Source organism: Paenibacillus sp. strain BS8-2 (genome assembly GCF_054483835.1).
On record NZ_CM137010.1, the window covers coordinates 3,378,042 to 3,397,765 of the forward strand.

The following is a 19,724-nucleotide window of genomic DNA, read 5'->3' on the forward strand; positions in this document are numbered from 1 at the left end:
ATTTTCATTTTGCGATATATTTTGCCTGGAACGGCATTATAATGAATGGGAATCGCAATAAACCATAATCTTTGGAACAGAACAGGATGAACGCATATGATCAGGCCCTTCAGCCTCAGTATTCGCGATTTTCGCGCGATCTACAAGAAGCTGCTGGTCTTCGAATATTTATTTATGCTGCTGACCAGCTTTGTCATTCTTCCGCTTCTTAATTACATATTCAACAAAGTGATAGCTGTGCTTGGAACAGGATCCTTGCTTAATAACGATGTCTATAGGCTCGGTTATAGCTATGAAGGCGTTAGTGGACTTATCGTCATCGGCGTTATCGCATCATTTGTCCTATTTATCGAATTCGGCGTCGTCATCACGATTGCCCAAAAACATTATTTTGGCCTCAAGGTTTTAATATCCGACTCGCTGCTCACGACGCTGCGCAGGACGCCGCGATTGTTTGGATTTGGTCTTGTGCAACTGGTCTTCTTTTTGCTGGTGCTAATCCCGTTTGTCGATTCTCCGCTTTCGGCGGCCTTCTACCGGTTATTTAATGTGCCGATTTTCTTGAATACGCGGGTATTTAATGCTTCGCAGCTGATGATGGCGTTTTACGGTATCCTGCTGTTAGCGACAGTTTATACGGTGCTGAGATGGATATTCGTTCTTCATTTTATTGTGCTGGAAGGCCAGTCCATCACAGAAGCGATCCGAAGCAGTCTGGCTTTGACCAAGGGCAAGCGTGTACGTCTGTTCGTCTCGTTGTTCTTGCTTAATGGAATCGTACTCGGGATCGGTTATAGTCTGATTACGTTGATTACTTATTTGCCTGCGTGGTTAGACAATAATGTCCTCAAGCTGTTTACCGACCATTACACATTGACGCTGTCAACCATTCTAGCGTATATGTTCACACTGCTTGTCATCCCGTTCAATCTGATCTACCTCACAAGGATATATTATGAATATGGTTGGCGGTTCGGGATCGATGCCGAGGATCGATTGGAACTGACGCGCAGCCCGCTGCTGGGCAGATTGGAGAAGCGGGTAACGACCTTGCTGACCCGCGTTAAGCGGAAGCGCGCGGTCTACGCGTCTCTTGCCATTGTTTATGTCTGCCTTACCTTACTGGTTGGTTATTCGACAAACGATAATCTCGTCTACGCCAAATGGGGTGTACTGGTGTCCGCGCATCGCGGAGATAGCGAGCTCGCCCCCGAGAACTCGCTGCAATCCGTTCGTACGGCGATCCAAAAGGGCTATCGCTCGGTTGAGCTGGATGTTCAGCTTACGCGCGACGGGACAGCCGTGCTGCATCATGACTATCAGCTGCAACGGATGGCTGGCGTCAAACAAAAGGTTAGCGATCTGACCTACGAGGAGCTGTCGGAGCTAAGTATTGGTACATACGAGATTCCGCCTGAGCAGCTAGAAGGTGAGGAGAACGAAGAAGATAAGGCGGGGGAACTCGAGATTGTCCGAATTCCGTTGTTGTCCGAGGTGCTGGCAGAAGCGCAAGGTCAAATCAAAGTGCTGCTAGATCTAAAGCCTTACGGCGACGGGGAGGAGCTTGTTCGAGAGGTCGTTGCATTGGTTAGTGCCTTCGAGATGGAGGAGGATGTGTACATTCAGTCATTCGACAGCAAGACGCTGTCTTTGATTCGGACGCTGAATCCTGATATCCGGATCGGACAAATCCTTTATTTTGCATTGGGTGATCTGACGACGCTGGATGTTGATTTCTATACGATCGAACAAGTTATGTTGACGGATAGTCTTGTGGATGAGGCGCATCGCAATGGGCGCGAAGTATGGGTATGGACAGTGAACAGCAGCCGAAACATGAAGGAAGTGCTGAAGTATCGAATCGACGGCATTATTACCGACTTCCCGGCACGCGCGCAGACGATGGTGGAGCTGAACCTGTAATCCAACCCGTTAACAAAGGGACGTGAGTCAAAGTGTACAACATTTTTATTGTAGAAGACGATAGTAAAATCGCGTCCATCTTGAAGGGCCGGATGGAGCAATACGGATACGTGGCGGCCACTGCAACGAACTTCCGAGACTTGATGCCCCAATTTGATGCGTTCGAACCGCAGCTTGTGCTGCTAGATATAAATTTGCCGTTCTTCGACGGTTATTATTGGTGCCGCCAAATTCGCAAGCAGTCAAGCGTACCGATTATTTTTATATCAGCACGCTCGGGCGAGATGGACCAGGTTATGGCCATTGAAAACGGGGGCGATGATTATATAACGAAGCCGATTGCACTTGAATTGTTGATGGCGAAAGTTCGAGGCGCGCTCAGAAGAGTATATGGCGAATATGCTCAGCAGACATCGGGTTCGGCAATTGGGCCTAATAAGGGCAGCGCTGACGGCGATTTCGGAGCTGAAATTTCAGCGGGAAGTCTCAAGCTTCATTTGAGCCGTAATGAGGTGGAGTGGAACGACTGTAAGATCGAGTTGACGAAGAACGAATGTTTGTTGGCGGAATGTTTGATCAGGAGGCCGGGACATGTCATTCAACGCGAGCAGTTGTTAGAAGCGTTGTGGGACGACGTTCAGTTCGTGGATGACAATACGTTGACGGTGAATGTGACCAGACTTCGCAAGAAGCTGGAGGAATTAGGGCTACCTAAGGCCATCGAGACAGTCCGAGGACAAGGCTACAAGCTGTCCTTGGACGGAATGGGGGAGCCGCGTCATGCACAATGAGGCCGAAACGGTCGGTCAGAGCCGAGAGCTAGGGAGTAGACGCATGTTGGGCATGTTCTTACGGGACAGGCTATTGTCCATCGTGACTGTCATTGTCGTCGCTTTGCTTGCCGTAGGGATGCTGTTGCTTGAACAATGGCGGTATCCGGGAATGGTGGAGACGGGGACGATTTATTACTTTATCCTGCTTTCGCTAGTTGTGCTTATCGTCTGGCTAGGTGTGGATTTCATACGTCAGCGGTATTACTTTAAACAGCTGCTGGAGGCGCTGGGACGCACGGATGAGCTGCAAGCAACCGCCATCATGCAGTCGGCTGTCACAGGGGAGCAACGTATCGCCTTGGATTTGCTGCAGGAGCAGCATAACGCGTTCCTAAAGGAGCTTAACCGCTATCGACGCAGCCAGGAGATCCATAATCACTTCGTGTTGCAATGGGTGCATCATATGAAGTCGCCGATCTCAGTTATCCACTTGCATATGCAGGAAGGAGTGGAGCGGGGCTGGGATACGACGGAGGAGCAGCGTGCGATGGCGGAGAGTATGCTCGAGGAGACGGAGCGGATTACTCGCGGACTCGAGATGATGCTCCATACGGCAAGGATGGACAAGTTCGAGCTGGATTTGCACATACGCAGGCTTCCGCTCCATGAGCTAGTTCGGACGGTGATCAACTTACATAAGAAGCTTTGTATCCGATATTCCATCTTTCCGAAGGTGGAGGGGGAACTTTGGGTGGAATCCGACGAGAAGTGGATGACGTTTGTGCTTCACCAAGTCGTAAGCAACGCGGTCAAATACAGCAAGGGGAAGCCGGGAGCGAAGGCGTTGATGTTTAAGCTTTATGAGCTGGAAGACGGCAAAGGCCGGTTGTGGGTCTCCGACGAGGGGGTCGGGATTGCGCCTCAAGATATTCAACGGGTATTTGATCCTTTTTTTACAGGGGAAAATGGACGGACGTCGGGAGAGTCAACCGGAATGGGTCTCTATCTGACGAAACAGGTGCTGCAGAAGTTAGGACATGGCATTCGTATTCAGTCCGAGATTGGACATGGTACGCAAGTGGAGCTAACATTCGAACCTGGCGGCATTCATCGCTTGCAATAGGGCAACCAGGTTGGAACATGACATTAATGTAAGATTGGCGTAGCGGATTGAAAGATGAATCGATGGGTTGCTCCTTCGGAACGGTCTATACTAACGATATCAGAGGTTAATGACTCAATAACTAGACGAGAAATAACCGACTCAATATCGATTCTAGGAGGAGCAACGACATGAGCGTACTTAAAGCGCAAGGCATAGGCAAGATCTATAGCAGCAAAGGCAATGTCATCTACAAAGCGCTGGAGGATATAGATCTGCAGGTGGAAGCAGGAGAATTTGTTGGCGTGATGGGACCTTCGGGAAGCGGCAAAACAACGCTGCTGAATTTGCTTGCGACGATTGATCGACCTACATCCGGTGCGATCGAGATTAACGGGGTGAATCCGACAAAGCTGACGGATAACAAGCTGGCGCTGTTCAGGCGCCGCGAGCTCGGCTTTGTTTTCCAAGACTTTAACTTGCTGGATACGTTATCGATCAAAGAAAACATTATCTTGCCGCTCGTGCTGGAAGGGATGGCGCCGAGGTCGATCGAGCAGCGACTGACGCCAATCGCAGAGATGCTGGGGATCTCCGCCATTATGGATAAGCGGACATACGAAGTGTCCGGGGGACAGAAGCAGCGCTCCGCCATTGCCCGTGCAATTATTCATCAACCGTCACTGGTGCTGGCGGATGAATTAACGGGTAATCTGGACTCCAAGGCAGCCAGAGATGTGATGGATGCATTAAAGAATATGAACGAAAAGCTGAAGGCAACCGTATTGATGGTGACACATGACCCGTTCTCTGCGAGCTATTGTCAGCGGATTGTCTTTATCAAGGACGGCAAGTTATTCTCGGAGATTCGTAAGGGCGGCAATCGCCAAGCATTCTTCCAGCAAATCTTGGACGCACTAAGCGTGCTGGGAGGGAATTTCGATGACGTTCCGTTCGCTCGCGCTTAGTAACGTAAGAGGCAACTGGAGAGCATACAGCGCGTTTTTCCTCAGCAGCGTATTCTCTGTCATGATTTTCTATATTTACGCGGCGTTCATCTATCATCCGGATGTCGCCAGCGGCGCCATCATGCAGGCAGACAGGGTGCGCAGGGGCATGGAGTTCTGCTTATATCTGATTATCGTTTTTTCGTTTATGTTCATCCTGTATTCCAACTCCGCGTTTCTTAAGACAAGGAAGCAGGAATTCGGTTTGTTCTCACTCTTCGGGATGACCAAAGCCCAGCTTCGCAAGCTTGTCGTTTATGAAAATATGTCGATAGCCATCATGGCCATCGGAGCTGGCATCGGACTCGGCGTTTTGTTTAGCAAGTTGTTTTTTATGGCGCTTGGGGCCATTCTAGAAATCGAGGAGAGTATCTCCTTTGCCATTCCGCTTAAATCCGTTGTCATGACGTCTGGAGGATTTTTCCTGCTATTCCTTTGCATCTCGATCTGGACGGTTATGCGAATGGGGCGAACCGAAATCATCGATATGCTGGGAGCGGTGCGCAAGCCGAAAGGCCAGCTTGTGTATTCAAGATGGCTCGTCCTGTTGACGGTGGCTTGTCTAGGGTCGGGTTATGCCATGGCGACGATTATGAAGGCGGAATCGTTCTTCCTGCTGTCGCTACCTATTCTGATTACGGTCGTGGTGGGAACATACTTCCTCTTCTCGCAGCTTAGCATTCTGTTCATCAGGTGGATCCAGAACCGCAGGAGCATCTATTACAAACGTACGAACATGCTAATCTTCGCTCAACTAGGGTACAAGATTAGGGACAACTCCCGCATCCTGTTCGTCGTCTCGATATTAAGCGCCGTTATTCTGACAGCGATGGGCACCGTGTATATTATGCAGGTCCAGAACAAGCAGCAGTTGCTCGAGAGCTCCCCGTTCACGCTATCCTATATCGAAAAAGGGCTGCATGCGCAGGATGTCGTCGCCAGGGACGATATGGAGGCCATTCTGGAGCAAGACGGAGTGAAGATCAGCAAGGAATTCCAGGTCGTCGGCCTCGCGCTGGAGCAGTATCGCGTCAACTTTGAGGAAAGCGGACATCTTATGGGGCACGAGGATTGGAGCGATATCGAAAAAAAGTATGCCGCGCTCATTATTTCCTCGACGGATTACAATAAGCTGGCAGACTATACGGGAGAGCCGAAGCTCGTGGTGCCTAGCGGAAAGTTGACCGTTCTTCGTCCGAGCATGGACGATACGAAGTACGGAACCGGCACGGCGACAGGTATGATCGGAGGGGAGAACGTTGAAATTCCGGTCTCCGGCACCATTCATGCGAGCGTAACCAACAATTGGATGGATTCCAATGTTGTGACGATGGTTACGGACGATTTAAGCTACGTGGATTTGCTCTCGCATGTGCCGGAGGAGCAGCAACGCGTATATTACGGCATCGATCTTGTCAACTGGGAGAAGACTGCTCCAACAGTAGATAAGCTAAAGGAGTTGGTGCCGGAGTCCGGTAAAGGCGACATTGACTTCTATCGACCAGAGAGATACGTCAACAATCAACTTTCGGCGGCTCTGACCCTGTTCATCGGTCTATTCATTAGCTTGCTCTTCTTTATCGCGGCAGGCAGCATGATTTATTTCAAGCTGTTTACGGAGCTGCAGGAGGATCAAACCCAGTTCAAGGGACTGATGCGGATCGGCATGACACGCAAAGAAATTCGCCGGATCGTGATCAGTCAGATCGCCATCGTTTTCTTCATTCCATGCATAGTCGGCATCGTCCATGCTTTGTTCGCGATGGTGGCTCTGGATAATATGATGGGTTCATCCAATTGGCTATATTCGTTTGTGGTGATCGGTATCTATATCGTCATGCAAACCTTATACTTCTTGCTGGCAAGCGGGACGTATATGAAGACGATGCTTCGCGGAACGACTATCGCATAACTCATGTGTTGATTCCATACCAACAACGGCCTGACGTCCCTTGGGGAGAGCGTCAGGCCGTTTGTTGTGCGGGGACAACCCACTGCTTCATAGCTGTTATTGCTCCAATTAAGACAACAAACACGCAACGGATTCGATGCGGATCTCGTTGTCGCTTACGTAACCCGCTAACGTTTGACAGGAGTAGGATTTCTGACCCGTCAGATCGAGCAAGGTCAGGCGATTGCCATGCTTGGCTCCCGTGTCGACACCGATTCGCCTTGCATCGCACCAAATCTCTCCGGCAGGAGACCCGAGCTTGAATGTTGGCGTATGCCCGAAGATAATCCGCCGTTTGCCAGGGAGTCGATTAGCTGGCATGGTGTAAAATTCCTCTCGAATTTCCGTTAAGTCTCGCACGGTCTGGTGGTGCAACGCGCGTCCGGGACGGATGCCTGCGTGAACAAGCAAATAACCCGTTGTTTTGAGATAATGCGGAAGCGACATGATCCAATCCCCGTATTTGCGGTAAGCAGAGCCTCTGTGTCGCAGCATGGAGACTAGCTTCAGCTCTTGATTGCCGGGAATCGCGAGAGCACCGCCCTCGACCAAAGTCCGAATGAAATCGAGTGTTTCCCAGCTTTCCGGTTTATCCGCGTCAATGTAATCGCCAAGCAGCATTAGTCTGTCGGTGCCGGGATCATAAGCGGCAGCTTGGAGAAGTGCTTGGAGACCGCTCTTGTATCCATGAATGTCAGAAACGACAAGCAGCCGTGCTTCCGCGTTTCTGGATGTTTTGTTTGCCACTCGCAATCGACTACCTTTCGTCCTCGTTCCTGTACATGTATGCGGAGTCCGGATTAATCCCAATCGTCACGGACTCCCCTGGCGTCAGAGGGTTCTCATGTACAATATATAACCGCTGACCGCAACTGGTCTCGGCTACTGCACGCCAACATACGCCCTCAAATGAACAATGGACGATTCGCACCTTCAGACGATTGCGATTCATGCTGCTTGTGAGGTTATCTAGCGGAGAGAGGTGATCGTCAACTTCGATTGATAACGCTTCTGGACGGAATAGAATAACGCCCGGCTTGCCAAGCAAAGCGTTTGTTGCTCCTTGTTTTGCGCCTGGTTCGGGCAGCCCTTGCAGGATATCTCCGTTACGCAACGATAGAGCATAACCATTCTCCGTCTGTACAAAGCTGCCCTCGAGTGAATTGATTGCTCCGAGAAGCGATGCAGACCATCTAGAGGCGGGACGATTAAAACATTGCTCCGGTGTACCCAGTTGATCGATTCTGCCTGCGCGCATGATGAGAAGGCGGTCCGCCATCGCAAAGGCTTCGTCGGGGTCATGCGTAACATGGAATACGCTGGTTCCAAGCTTGCGGAATAAATAAGCCATCTCCGTACGCATTTCTACACGGAGTCTCATGTCCAGGTTGGAAAGTGGTTCGTCGAGCAACATCAATTTAGGACGAGTAGCGAGTGCTCTTGCAATGGCCACACGTTGCTGCTGACCACCTGATAACTGAGGAGGCAGCCTGCGTTCAAGATCTTGGAGTCGCAGTAGCCGAAGGAGCTCGTCCAATCTTTCGTTCATCTCTGCACGGCTTAACCTCATCCGCTTCATGCCGTATTCGATATTATCCTTTACAGTCATATGCGGCCATAATGCGTAATCCTGGAACACCATATTGACGCCTCTCCGTTCGGGAGGCAGCATTCGAGCGTTCGAGGAGATTACCGTTCCGTTCATCAATATCTCTCCATTGTCAGGAGCGGCAAGACCCGCTATAAGCTGGAGCAGAGTGGATTTGCCGCAGCCGGAAGGGCCTAGGACACTAATGATTTCGCCAGGCTGCATCGTCAGGTCGATGCCGTCTAAAGCTTGGAAGCTGGCATGTCGCTTTGATAATCCTCTAATTTCTAACAGCGGAGCGAGACCGGGACTGGGACCAGGAGCCGTCTTGTTGATGCGATTCTGTGGACCTGTTGTTACGAATTTCTTATCGTCCTCGGATTGATGTATCGTTCGTTCCTGAGCGGAATGTGCATTCATGCGTGAACCTCCTTGCGGCGGAGCAGTCGTTCGACCACTAAGATGATGAGAATAACAAGAGCGGACCCTACAACTGTCGCAGCCGATGCATATCCGAAGTCCAAATCCTCAAACGATTTGTTGATCGCGACAGGTAGGGTCGAGAATTTGGGCGGGAACAGAATCGAGTTGACGGCCAGATCAAACATACTGGAACCAAATGCAGCAAGCGCAGCCGAAATGAGTGCACCGCGAATAAGCGGGAGCAGAATATAGCGGATTCGGGTAAAGAAGCCATCTCCCTGCAATTGCGCGGCAGTCAGCAGCTGTGCCGGAACCTTGGCCATCGCACCTGTCATTAGTCTCGTAATAACGGGAATCGCACCGGCTACCGCTGCAAGAACAAGAATCCATGGCGTACCATACAGCAACAGTCCGATTCGTTCTAACCATGCTTGATTCCAGACGAAGATATAACCGATACCAAGAACAACCCCGGGCACGGCGAGCGTAATGATCGAAGCCGTCTCGATAGCCCGCTTGAATCGGAAGCCCGAATAGGTTAATACATATGCAACGCCCAAACCAACGAGCAAACCGAGGACTGCGGCGGCCGTGGCAATAAGAATCGAATGCCATAAGCCTTCCAGCAGCTCGCTGCTGCCGGTGAATAATCGTCCGTAATGTGACAATGTTAAATTGTCGAAGGAAAATCCGCCGCCTTGCGTCTTGAAAACAGACATCAATACGTTGGCTCCGATCGGGATGCCAATCGCGAGCGTAAGGAAAAGGATATTGATCGTTGTAAGCAGCGTTCCAAGTCGACCTGCCGGCTTTGGTACACCGCGCACGGCGCCGCCGGATAGAAAGTCGAAGCGGGAGCGCTTGAGCGCGTAAAATTGCAAGACCATTGCCAGTCCGATCAGTACGACGAGGTAGAACGACAAGACGCCTGCCATGTCGAAGCGGATCGGCGATGTGTAAATCGCAGAATAGATCGAATAGGGCAGCGTCGGGAACCTGTAGACGGCTGCAATGGATGCGGGCATACCGAAGTCGCCAATCGTATCCATAAAGACAAGAGCCGCGCCGGCGAGGATAGCTGGCAGCAATAAAGGACCATGAATACTTCGCCATACGGTGAATGGCGTTGCACCTGACAATCGGGCGGCATGCGCAAGCTGCTCTACCTTCCACTCCAGCGCAGCATAGACGCTAAGATAAGCGAATGGGAATTTGCTTAGCATCATGACGAAGACTAGACCCGCAGGCTGAAAAATCGCAGCCGTCACCCAATCGAGTCCCAATAATTCAACCGCAATTCCGCCTCCCGCACCGAATAGCACCCACCCTTGAGCCAGAATAAACGAAGGGGTAATCAGCAGCAGCCATGCGGCGGCGTCGAGCAGCTTTGCCGTTCTGAACGTCCAGCTTGCCCGAGCGACTGCAAGCAGACTCCCGAGCAGCGTGGCGAGCAGCGTTGTGCCGATGCCAAGCAACAATGAATTCTCCAGTGATTTCTGCCAGAGCGGGCGATGGAATATTTCGAGCAGCAGCTTCCAATCTCCTAGTTCGAACCGACCAAAGAAAATCCCAGGCAGCAGTACTTGAACCATAACTGCCGCCAAGGGATAGAGGACAAGGATGAACAATATGATGCTGATTGTCCATCCCAGCCGATTATGATTAAGTCCGTTCATCACGCTTATTGAACCGATTGATCCGCGAACCATTGCTTGATGGCCGCCTCATTCTGCGAAGCCCAGGTAGCATCAGCAGCCACTAGCTTGGCGTTTGCCGCACGGTCGGCTTTAGGGTTTACGCCGTTCACGGAAGGCTGGAAGTAGCTTTCATCGCCTTGATCAATCAGAGCTTGCTGCGTAGCCGGATCAAGCAAGAACTCGACGAAAGCCTTCGCGGCATTCGGATTTTTGGTGTCCTTCTGAATAGCTGCTACACGTACGGAAGCGGGAGCGCCTTCCTCCGGCCAAATAATTTCAATCGGTTCATTGGCGTTTTTCATTGCATAAGCGTTGCTTTCTTGCAGCGCCGCGATCGTAATTTCGCCGGCAGACAATGATTTAACGACATTCGGGTTTTTCGGGTATACCTTAAGTCCGTTGTTCATCCAACCGCTGAAGAAGTTCTGTCCTGCTTCCATACCTTGTTCGTTGAAGAACCACGAAACAAACGGGTATGCAGGCGCTGCAACGGCTGGGTCGGCCATACCGATCGCATCTTTGTATTTGGAATCCGAGAATTGAGCCCAGCTAGTAGGTGCGTCCTCCGCTTTGACCTTGTCCTTGTTGTAAACAATTACGCCAGCGGCATGTGCGCCTGTTGGTACGTACCAATTACTTTCCGGGACGAATACCTTTGCGAAATCAGTAAGACCGGAGATATTGCCGGGAGCCCAGCCTTCCATTAATTGTCCGGCTTCGCCAAGTCCGTTAATGGACGGCATAGCGTCCATCCATAATACGTCCCAGTGCGGATTGCCTTTCTCTGCTTCGACTCGCGACATGATCTCTGCACCGTTGCCGACAACAAGCTCAACCTTGTAGCCAGTTGCTTCTTCGAAGAGCGCAGGAATGATGGCGTCGAAATCATTTAAGTAGACGGTAAGCGTGCCTTCATCTGCAGCGGGAGGCTGCTCTGTGGGAGCTGGCGCTTCGGTTGACGCCGGCGTTTCGGTTGACGCAGCGCTTGGGCTGCCGGTGTTGGAGCCGTTGCCCGATTCGTTGCTGCCGCAGGCGGATAATGTGAGCAGCATTGCGATCATAAGAGTGGAAACGAATACGTTCGATTTTTTGGTTAACATGTGAGTGAAGTCCCTCCATCATCTATTTGGCTTGCACAACTAACTTTACAGGCCAAGTGTCAGACGAAAGTTAACGGTATATCGAGTTTTTGTTAAATAAGATCAATATGTATTGATATTTATATAGATCTTATCTATATTAAATTCGACATACAAAGGGGGCACTCGCATATGAATGTGCAGCAACTGAAAGTATTTATTGAGATGTGCGGAGGACGTACGCTCGCCGAAGCGGCTGATCGGCTGGGACTTCGCCAACCGACGGTCAGCTTCCATCTACGCAAGCTGGAAGAAGAATTGGGGCTGGAGCTGTTCCGCAAGCGTTCCCGCAGCTTGCAGCCTAACGATGCCTCTGCTGAGCTGCTCCCGTATGCCAAGCGAATCGTCCATCTCATGGACGAAGCAAAGGGGGCAATGGCTGCCTACCGCGATCAAGAGCAAGGACGTCTGCGGATCGGCGCCAGTTATACGCCTGCCACTTACGTCCTGCCTTTGCATATCGCGAATTACCGCAAGCTTCACGACCGGATGGAATTGACGCTGACTGTGAAGCAAGCGGAGACGGTGTTGTCCATGCTGCGGAATTATGAGATCGATGCAGGCATTGTATCACTCGGCCAAGTGATGCATGAGGGACTCAAGGTGTTGCCGCTTGTCTCGGATGAGCTCAAGCTGTTTTTGTCGCCGGAGCATCCATTATCAGAGAAGGCGGATATCAGCATTGAAGATCTCTCGAGCGAAACCTTTTTACTACATGAGGTAGGTTCCACTTCCAGAACGTTATCAGACGAATGGGCTGCAGAAGTGGGACTGTCCTGGGGGCAGGTCATGGAGCTGGGTGCAATTGAAACGATTAAGGAATCCGTGAAGCGTAACATCGGGCTCGGCCTATTGCCCATTCGCAGCGTGCAGCGCGAAGTCGATGATGGAGAGCTTGTCATGAGAAATCTGCCCGATTATCGCAACAAACGTTATATTTGTCTTGCTTATCGCGATGAAGAACAGCTATCCCCGCAAGTGCGAGGTTTTATCGCTTATATCACACAGGTTATGAGCTGAAGGGGGGATGTCTGTGCTAACAGCGTTAACGTCCCCGTTGCAGCTTACCAAAATAATGGACCATTTCCTTCAACGTATGCGCCCGGCCGATCGGTCCCCAAGCATCCCATTCCCTGCTGTCTGGATAATAGACTCTGCTCTCCCGTACAGCTCGTAGTCGCTGCCAGAGCGGATCCGAAGCGAACGCATGATAAACGGATTCATCCGTCCACAGAATAAGCAGCTGCTCGGGGTCCAATTGAAGCAGCTCGCGCGGCGTTACGGTGCGATAAGAGCCGTACTCCAGTCCTTCTTCGGGCATGAATCGGAGGCGCTGATAAAATAGTTCTGTAAAAGCATGGTCCTTGGAGCCATACAATCGGCATATCCCCGGCAACAGGCGTACGATTGCCCATTTCCCTCCTTGTGCAGCTGAAGTTAGCTTGCGGCGAGATTCTTGCTCCTGCTGCGTCATTCTTCGAATGACACGCTCCGCTTCCATCTTCCTGTCCACAATAGAAGCGATCTCCCGGAAGTACTGCTCCCATGTGACGGACGCATCGATAAAGTTGGCATTGCCGTCCTCTCCCCAATGTTTGTCTCCCGGATCATGAATCAGTCTCGTTCGAAGGATCAAGTCCGGCGAATACCGGATCACATCCTCCGATCGTATAGGGCGTTCTGCGTTAAGCGGAATCGTGCCGCTAAGCCGCTCCTGCAGAAAAGAAGGGAAACCGGACGCCGTCTTGAAGTAACTAGGAAAGCTAGGTGCGGCAATCGGCAAAATACCGAGCGCGAGCAGATGATCCTGCAGCTGCAGGCTGCTGACAATCGCGATCCGGCGGTCTGTGCGCTTCAAATAGACAGAAGGAGAAACGCCTTCCGTCTTCTTGAACACGCGGCTGAAATATAGCTCATCTTGGTAGCCGACGCTGATGGCGACATCCCGAAGCGCGCCATTGCCGCGCGCCATGAGCTCTTTGGCGCGGAGCATACGAAGGCTGGTTAAATATGCGACAGGGGACATACCCGTCAGCTTCTTGAATGCTCTGCTGTAAGAGCTAGGTGTCATACCGGCCAAATCCGGCAAATCGCCGATTTGAACCGGTTTGCCGATACGCTGTTCCATATAATCGATGGTGAGTTGAAGCGGGTCGTGCGACGGTGCCGATACGGCCCGGCGGTAAGCTTGCAGATGGAGAAACAGCTCCCCGAGTGCTAGCTGACGGCGCAACGAAGCAAGCTCCCCTTGCTCCTCAAGTGCTTGACCAAGCTGGCGTAGCAGCGAGCCGGTCTGAGGCGCAGGAGCGTGTTGGACGCTGCCTTGGCAGAACAGCCGTTGGTGATTCGCAAGCGAAACGGAGTCGCTCTCTAATGCTTTATCGCCAATCAACGTAGCAAGAAATTGGACGAGGATGATGGTAAGCCCCTCCGCCGAATCAGGCATGAGCTCCGTACAAGCTCCGATTGCCGGCAAATAAAAGAAGTCTCCTTCTTGCAAGGACTGCGAGGAGCGGCTGTTAAAGCATACAATGCCAGTCCCCTTCTGAATCCAGACGAGCGCTTCCACGCCTGGTGCGGATACCTCGGATCGCTTGCCTTCTATTAACCGATGCGTGCTTATATGAAGTGGATAATATGCGTAATAGGACGTGTGATCGTTTGGGCTCAAGTGAGGCTCCCCTTTTGCAACTAATTATAATGATAATCATTTTCATTAAGAGTGTAGCAATAAAAACGCCGGGGGGCAATGGCGGATTTGTAAAGATGAAAAAAATGTCCATATAAACAAGACAATATCGTGTATACCAAAGGCCTTATTCCACTTGTACAATTAGCAATGAAAATGATTCTCATTGATTCGGGAGGTACGTCAGAAGTCATGGAAACCAAGTCACATCGTCGCTTCCGTCTAATTGCTGCGAGAAGCTGCCTGACGTTAGCTGCGATTCTCGTCGTCACGGGATTGACGGGCTGCGGATCTTCGGCCGCGACCGAAACCGCGGGTCCGGGAAGCAGCGCTGTCTCCGAGCAAGAGGCGGAGACGCAGGGGCAAGATCCGTTCGAAGGCGTGTCGCCAGCAGACGTGCTGGGCACACAAGAAGGGATCGAGCAACTGTCTGACGACGTCAAGGCATTGAAGTCAGCCGTGGAATCGGAAAACAAGGAAGAGGCAGCTGCGCTAGCGGACACCATGGCATCAACGTGGCTGGCTATTGCTGAAGAAACGAAGGAGAAGCATCCTGAGCGCTATGATCAAATTCATGGTGACTTGTCGAAGCTGCTGACTGCTGCCAAAGCGAAAGAATGGGACACGACGCTCCTGATCGATCTGGATTATTCGCTATACCAAGGCTTAAGAGATCTGAAACAAGCCATGGGATTCTAGCTAGACAATATAGGGATAAGGAATGGTGAGAAGAACATGAAAGCAAAATCGAAACAATGGCTGCTGCTTATGCTCAGCTTAGTAGTGGCAATATCCTTTATACCGGCTACGGCATCGGCGGCGGCTCCGTCCGTCTCAGTAGCCATTGACGGCAAGCAACAAAACTATTCGGTCAAGCCTAGAATCGTGAACGGCAGAACGCTTGTCCCATATCGCGCAATCGCAGAAGCGCTTGGGGGCACTGTTGGCTATGATAATAATCTCAAAAAAGCGACGATCAAAAAGGGAAGCCAAGTAATCGAGTTGACACAAGGCAGCAAGTCGGCGCGTATTAACGGCACTGTATCATCGCTGGATGCCGCACCACTCAACGTAGATGGAACACTGCTCGTTCCGCTTCGTTTTGTAGGCGAATCCTTAGGCGTGTGGGTCAATTGGAAGAGCAGCACGTCTACAGCTGCACTTGAGACGAAACGTTCGTTCAAGCATGCATGGGGCACGGCAACATTGACGTCGGTTCCGAAACGTGTAGTGGTATTGTTTAACGGCGGAGTTGATATTGCGGTTACGCTTGGTATCAAGCCAGTAGGAGCCGTGGAATCGTATATTCAGCAACCGTTCTACGAGTATATTCGACCTAAGCTGATCGGCACCAAAACATTGGGTGACGAGACACAGCCGAACGTGGAATCGATCGCAGCGCTTAAGCCTGACGTTATTATCGCAACCGAGTGGCGCCATGAGAAAATTTACGCGCAGCTTAGCAAGATTGCTCCTACGGTTGTAACGCCGGATCTAGCCGATTGGCAGGATAATCTGGACATTATGTCGCGTGTAGTGAACAAGGAAGAAATCGCAAACACATTCCTTGCAGATTGGGATAAGAAGGTAGCCGAGTTCAAACGCAAAGTTCCATCCAGCGTGAAAGGCAAAGCAATTTCCATTATTCGTATTAACCCGAACGGAAGCGCTCGTGCATATAACGAAGGTTTCGCTTATAAAATTTTCCAAGAGTTAGGTTTCGCAACTCCTGCTCAGCAGAAGGCAACCGGCACAACCATTATTAATGTCTCCTCCTATGAGCAAATGTCGTTGCTTGACGGCGATTATATCTTCGACTTCACTACGGATTGGGATGGCGACGGAGCCGTATTGCAGCACCAGAAGGGTTGGACCAGCCATGCGCTGTGGAAGAATCTAAAAGGTGTGAAAAACAACAAATACTACAAAGTTAATTCCGTAACATGGAACTTGTCCGGCGGTGCTATGGCGGCGAAGCTCATGTTGGATGACCTATACTTCTACTTCGGAATGGAGTAGCAGGTCGTCGGAATAGAAGAAGAGGAAGCAACAAAAGAATGGGCCGACACGGCTCATTCTTTTGTTGCGTGAATACGGGCTGTGCAAGGCGAAGGGAAGGGACAACATGGGACAGAAGCGGGGGAAAGCATATCTGCGTGGAGGAGGGCTGGCGGCAAGTCTGGTGCTGCTTGTATGCAGCTTCGCGCTTAATGTGCGCTTGGGCTTCATTTCGGTGAGCTGGGGGGATATTTGGCTCGCGCTAACCGCCTACGACGAAGGCGACAACAATCAAATTATCGTTCAAACGGCGAGACTGCCTCGAGCGTTGATAGCAGCTTCCGTCGGTGCGAGCCTTGCGATGGCTGGTGCCGTTATGCAGGCGATGACTCGCAATCCGCTGGCTTCGCCTAGCGTGCTCGGCATTAATGCCGGAGCATCGCTAGGCGTCGTGGCGGCGATCGCGATATTTTCGGTCAAGGAGATGGAGGTGCTTCTCTGGGTATCGCTTACGGGAGCGGCGCTTGCGGCTGCAGCTGTTTATTTGATCGGCTCTCTGGGGCACGACGGCTTGTCGCCGATGAAGGTCGTATTAGCAGGATCGGCGCTGAGCGCCTTATTCTCCTCATTGACGCAAGGTATGCTGGCTCGCAGTGAGAGCAGTCTGCAGGAGGTGTTGTATTGGCTGGCAGGCTCGGTTGCGGGGCGTCCCATGGAGATGCTGCTTAAGGTGCTCCCTTATATGCTGGCGGGATGGGTCATCGTTCTGTTGCTATCTAGACAGCTTAATGTCATGGCCATGGGCGATGAATCTGCGAAAGGGCTAGGTCAAAGGACGATAGCTGTTAAGCTGATCTCAGGGCTTGTTGTTGTCGTGCTTGCCGGCTGCTCCGTTGCGGTTGCTGGTCCTATCGGATTAATCGGCGTCATTGTGCCGCATGCTGCTCGTTATATTGCTGGTCTGGATTATCGCTGGCTTATTCCTTATAGTGCCGTGCTTGGCGCAACCCTACTGCTGCTTGCCGATCTGGCCGCTAGATTCGTCATTATGCCGATGGAGGTGCCGGTAGGCATCATGACGGCTGCGCTTGGGGCGCCGTTCTTCATCTCCATTGCGCGTAAGGAGCTGAGGCGTTCATGAAATGGTACGTATCTTTGGTACTGCTGCTGATCGCGACCTCCTGCGCCTATTTGATGCTCGGTGATCAATTCATTGGTCCAATAGGCTTGTGGAACGTATTAACCGGGCAAGGGCCGGAGGAGTTAAGCTTTATCGTACAAGAGCTTCGGGCGCCGCGACTCCTTGTGGCATGTTTAGTCGGAGCTTGCCTGGCCTTGTCCGGCGCTATCCTTCAGGCAATCATCCGCAATCCGCTCGCTGCACCAGATGTCGTGGGTATTACGGGTGGAGCGTCCGTCGGTGCTGTAGCGTTTATAACCCTTTTACCTGGCGTGTTTACGATTCATCTGCTCCCAGTTGCGGCGATTATCGGCGCGTTTGCGACCGCGCTGCTTGTATATGCGCTAGCTTGGAAAAGAGGTGCCAGCTCGCTCCGTCTCGTACTCGTCGGCATTGGAGTGTCGTCTCTACTGTCCGCGGCTACTTCCTTTATGATGACGTTCGGCGGTACGTATACGGCTACCTCCGCTTATATCTGGTTAACAGGTACGATCTACGGCTCTTCCTGGCAACATGTTTGGACGCTGTTGCCTTGGGCTGTTGTTGCGTTCACAATCGTATTCTTCCATACACGTAACATTGGCGTCCATCTGCTTGGCGACGAGCTTGCAGTCGGGCTTGGCAGCAGAGTGGAGCGTCAGCGACTGGGACTGCTGATGTTAAGCGTCGCGTTAGCAGGTGCAGCCGTGTCGATAGGCGGCGTTATCGGCTTTGTCGGACTTATCGCACCGCATATGGCGCGCAAGCTGACGGGGCCTGTGATGACCAGAATGCTTCCGGTCAGCGTGCTGCTCGGCGCCATTATTGTTGTCGCTGCTGATTTGGTTGCGCGGTCAGCGTTCCTGCCGCTCGACATACCAGTTGGCGTATTTACTTCGGCGATAGGTGCTCCTTTCTTTATATATCTGCTGTATCGCTCCAAGAAGGTATAAAATAAAAACAAGCTTTCAAATGTGCGTAACAACTTGCACATTTGGAAGCTTGTTTTGTCCAGTTCGTTTATTCACCTTGGTCTTCAATCATCCTCTAACGAAAGCTGACCTCGATATGAAGCACCTCGGAACGGCTGCCGGTCCGAACAGGCGGCCCCCAGAAGCCGAAGCCCGACGACACGATGGCATGAAGATTACCTTTGCGAAGGTATCCCCAGTCTAATTCAAACATTCTACGGGTAATGAAGTAATTCGGAAACATCTGTCCACGATGCGTGTGGCCGGACAAGCTCAGGTCGATGCCGTTTTCTTGTGCGGCTCCAAGCTCAAGCGGCTGATGATCAAGAAGAATAAGCGGCTTGGAGGAATCGAGCGGCTTGACAAGCTCAGCGATCGATTGTCTCCGTTCCCTATGTCTGCCTTCGGATGCTTTGTCCTTGCGGCCAATAAGGATAAAGCTGTCGTCCACAACCACGGATTCGTCCATTAAAACCTGTACGCCGATCCGGTCCATCTCATTAATATATTGGGGAACCTTGCCGCCGATATATTCATGATTGCCGGTTACGGCGAATACGCCTAGAGGCGCTTTAAGCTTGCTGAATGAAGAGGCAAGATTCTTGCGAAGGAACGGCTCCAAGTCATCGTCGAGCACATCGCCGGGTATCAATATGATATCGGGTTTAATTTCATTGACCTTGGCTGCCAGACGATTGAGGTGGCGATGTCCGATAACGGTGCCGAGATGCAGATCGGATGCGACGGCGATCGTAAGCTTGCGCCTGCTTCCAGCATGTTTCTCGATCTCGACGTCGTACCGGCGAATGACAGGGCTCCAAGCATTGCGGCTCCCGATTACTAGAATAAGGAGCAGCAGGGTTGCGGTCACACCGCCGACGCCCAGCAAGTAGATATCTTTGCTTGCACCCGATAATTTAAGTATTAGGGCAAGTAGATTGGCAATGGGGAGCAGCAGCAAGCCGTACTCTAGCAAGGCGAACCAATACGAACCAATCAGCTTGATCGGGTCGGCAAAGAAGCGCAGCGGGCTGGACTTTCCAAGTCGTCCTAGAATGTAAGCAAACGCGATCACGGCAACAACGGCGCCGTAGATCGGCCATTCTTGCCATCCAGTGAGCTCCGACAGGAAAATCCAGCCGTTCCAACCGATGTAGGCGGTAAGAACGAAGTAGATCGCGAGGAAGGCGGCAATCGTAATGAAGGTGCGGGCTTTCAATGAGATCAAGCTCCTTTTCGTAATAAATAGATTCATAGAATGATAAATAGAAGCTGATGAATACTATAGCACAGTGCAAGACTGG

General features: G+C 51.5%; 16 protein-coding genes. 10 read left to right on the forward strand and 6 right to left on the reverse strand.

Annotated elements, in window-relative coordinates:
• The first annotated feature begins 96 nt into the window (after positions 1-96).
• From ACX1C1_RS14525 to ACX1C1_RS14545, 5 genes are all read left to right on the forward strand, one after another.
• Positions 97-1,923: a glycerophosphoryl diester phosphodiesterase membrane domain-containing protein gene (locus tag ACX1C1_RS14525; RefSeq protein ID WP_458952899.1), complete on the forward strand. Its 1,827-nt coding sequence runs from the start codon at positions 97-99 to the stop codon at positions 1,921-1,923.
• 32 nt (positions 1,924-1,955) lie between these two features.
• Positions 1,956-2,714 (forward strand): response regulator transcription factor, encoded by a 759-nt coding sequence (locus ACX1C1_RS14530; protein WP_458952900.1) that lies wholly within the window; start codon positions 1,956-1,958, stop codon positions 2,712-2,714.
• A complete protein-coding gene (locus ACX1C1_RS14535) occupies positions 2,704-3,819 on the forward strand; it encodes a sensor histidine kinase (protein ID WP_458952901.1) in 1,116 nt (371 codons plus the stop codon). The genes ACX1C1_RS14530 and ACX1C1_RS14535 overlap by 11 nt, the downstream gene beginning before the upstream one ends.
• Before the next feature lie 170 nt (positions 3,820-3,989).
• Entirely contained in the window at positions 3,990-4,766 is a 777-nt protein-coding gene (locus tag ACX1C1_RS14540; RefSeq protein ID WP_458952902.1) for an ABC transporter ATP-binding protein, read from the forward strand.
• On the forward strand, positions 4,741-6,717 hold the full coding sequence (locus tag ACX1C1_RS14545) for an FtsX-like permease family protein (protein WP_458952903.1): 1,977 nt from the start codon (positions 4,741-4,743) through the stop codon (positions 6,715-6,717). Before ACX1C1_RS14540 ends, ACX1C1_RS14545 begins: the two co-directional genes overlap by 26 nt.
• A gap of 108 nt (positions 6,718-6,825) precedes the next feature.
• Here the strand turns inward: ACX1C1_RS14545 and ACX1C1_RS14550 are convergent, their stop codons facing one another.
• From ACX1C1_RS14550 to ACX1C1_RS14565, 4 genes are read right to left on the reverse strand one after another with little or no spacing between them, the layout of a single operon-like run.
• A complete protein-coding gene (locus ACX1C1_RS14550) occupies positions 6,826-7,503 on the reverse strand; it encodes a metallophosphoesterase (protein WP_458952904.1) in 678 nt (225 codons plus the stop codon).
• 10 nt (positions 7,504-7,513) lie between these two features.
• A complete protein-coding gene (locus tag ACX1C1_RS14555) occupies positions 7,514-8,764 on the reverse strand; it encodes an ABC transporter ATP-binding protein (RefSeq protein ID WP_458952905.1) in 1,251 nt (416 codons plus the stop codon).
• Positions 8,761-10,476: an ABC transporter permease gene (locus tag ACX1C1_RS14560; protein ID WP_458952906.1), complete on the reverse strand. Its 1,716-nt coding sequence runs from the start codon at positions 10,474-10,476 to the stop codon at positions 8,761-8,763. Before ACX1C1_RS14560 ends, ACX1C1_RS14555 begins: the two co-directional genes overlap by 4 nt.
• Positions 10,449-11,564, reverse strand: coding sequence for an extracellular solute-binding protein (locus ACX1C1_RS14565; protein WP_458952907.1), 1,116 nt, complete (start codon positions 11,562-11,564; stop codon positions 10,449-10,451). Before ACX1C1_RS14565 ends, ACX1C1_RS14560 begins: the two co-directional genes overlap by 28 nt.
• A 171-nt stretch (positions 11,565-11,735) precedes the next feature.
• Between ACX1C1_RS14565 and ACX1C1_RS14570 the strand changes: the two genes are divergently transcribed.
• Positions 11,736-12,623, forward strand: a complete 888-nt coding sequence (locus ACX1C1_RS14570; protein ID WP_458952908.1) for a LysR substrate-binding domain-containing protein — start codon at positions 11,736-11,738, stop codon at positions 12,621-12,623.
• 25 nt (positions 12,624-12,648) lie between these two features.
• Here the strand turns inward: ACX1C1_RS14570 and ACX1C1_RS14575 are convergent, their stop codons facing one another.
• Entirely contained in the window at positions 12,649-14,274 is a 1,626-nt protein-coding gene (locus ACX1C1_RS14575; protein ID WP_458952909.1) for a helix-turn-helix domain-containing protein, read from the reverse strand.
• A gap of 210 nt (positions 14,275-14,484) precedes the next feature.
• Here ACX1C1_RS14575 and ACX1C1_RS14580 point away from each other — a divergent pair, with 210 nt between their 5' ends.
• From ACX1C1_RS14580 to ACX1C1_RS14595, 4 genes are all read left to right on the forward strand, one after another.
• Positions 14,485-14,991: a hypothetical protein gene (locus ACX1C1_RS14580; protein ID WP_458952910.1), complete on the forward strand. Its 507-nt coding sequence runs from the start codon at positions 14,485-14,487 to the stop codon at positions 14,989-14,991.
• A gap of 36 nt (positions 14,992-15,027) precedes the next feature.
• On the forward strand, positions 15,028-16,311 hold the full coding sequence (locus ACX1C1_RS14585; RefSeq protein WP_458952911.1) for a stalk domain-containing protein: 1,284 nt from the start codon (positions 15,028-15,030) through the stop codon (positions 16,309-16,311).
• A gap of 106 nt (positions 16,312-16,417) precedes the next feature.
• Positions 16,418-17,431 (forward strand): FecCD family ABC transporter permease, encoded by a 1,014-nt coding sequence (locus ACX1C1_RS14590; RefSeq protein ID WP_458952912.1) that lies wholly within the window; start codon positions 16,418-16,420, stop codon positions 17,429-17,431.
• On the forward strand, positions 17,428-18,402 hold the full coding sequence (locus tag ACX1C1_RS14595; RefSeq protein WP_458952913.1) for a FecCD family ABC transporter permease: 975 nt from the start codon (positions 17,428-17,430) through the stop codon (positions 18,400-18,402). Before ACX1C1_RS14590 ends, ACX1C1_RS14595 begins: the two co-directional genes overlap by 4 nt.
• 94 nt (positions 18,403-18,496) lie before the next feature.
• Here the strand turns inward: ACX1C1_RS14595 and ACX1C1_RS14600 are convergent, their stop codons facing one another.
• Positions 18,497-19,639: a metallophosphoesterase gene (locus tag ACX1C1_RS14600; RefSeq protein ID WP_458952914.1), complete on the reverse strand. Its 1,143-nt coding sequence runs from the start codon at positions 19,637-19,639 to the stop codon at positions 18,497-18,499.
• Positions 19,640-19,724 lie beyond the last annotated feature (85 nt).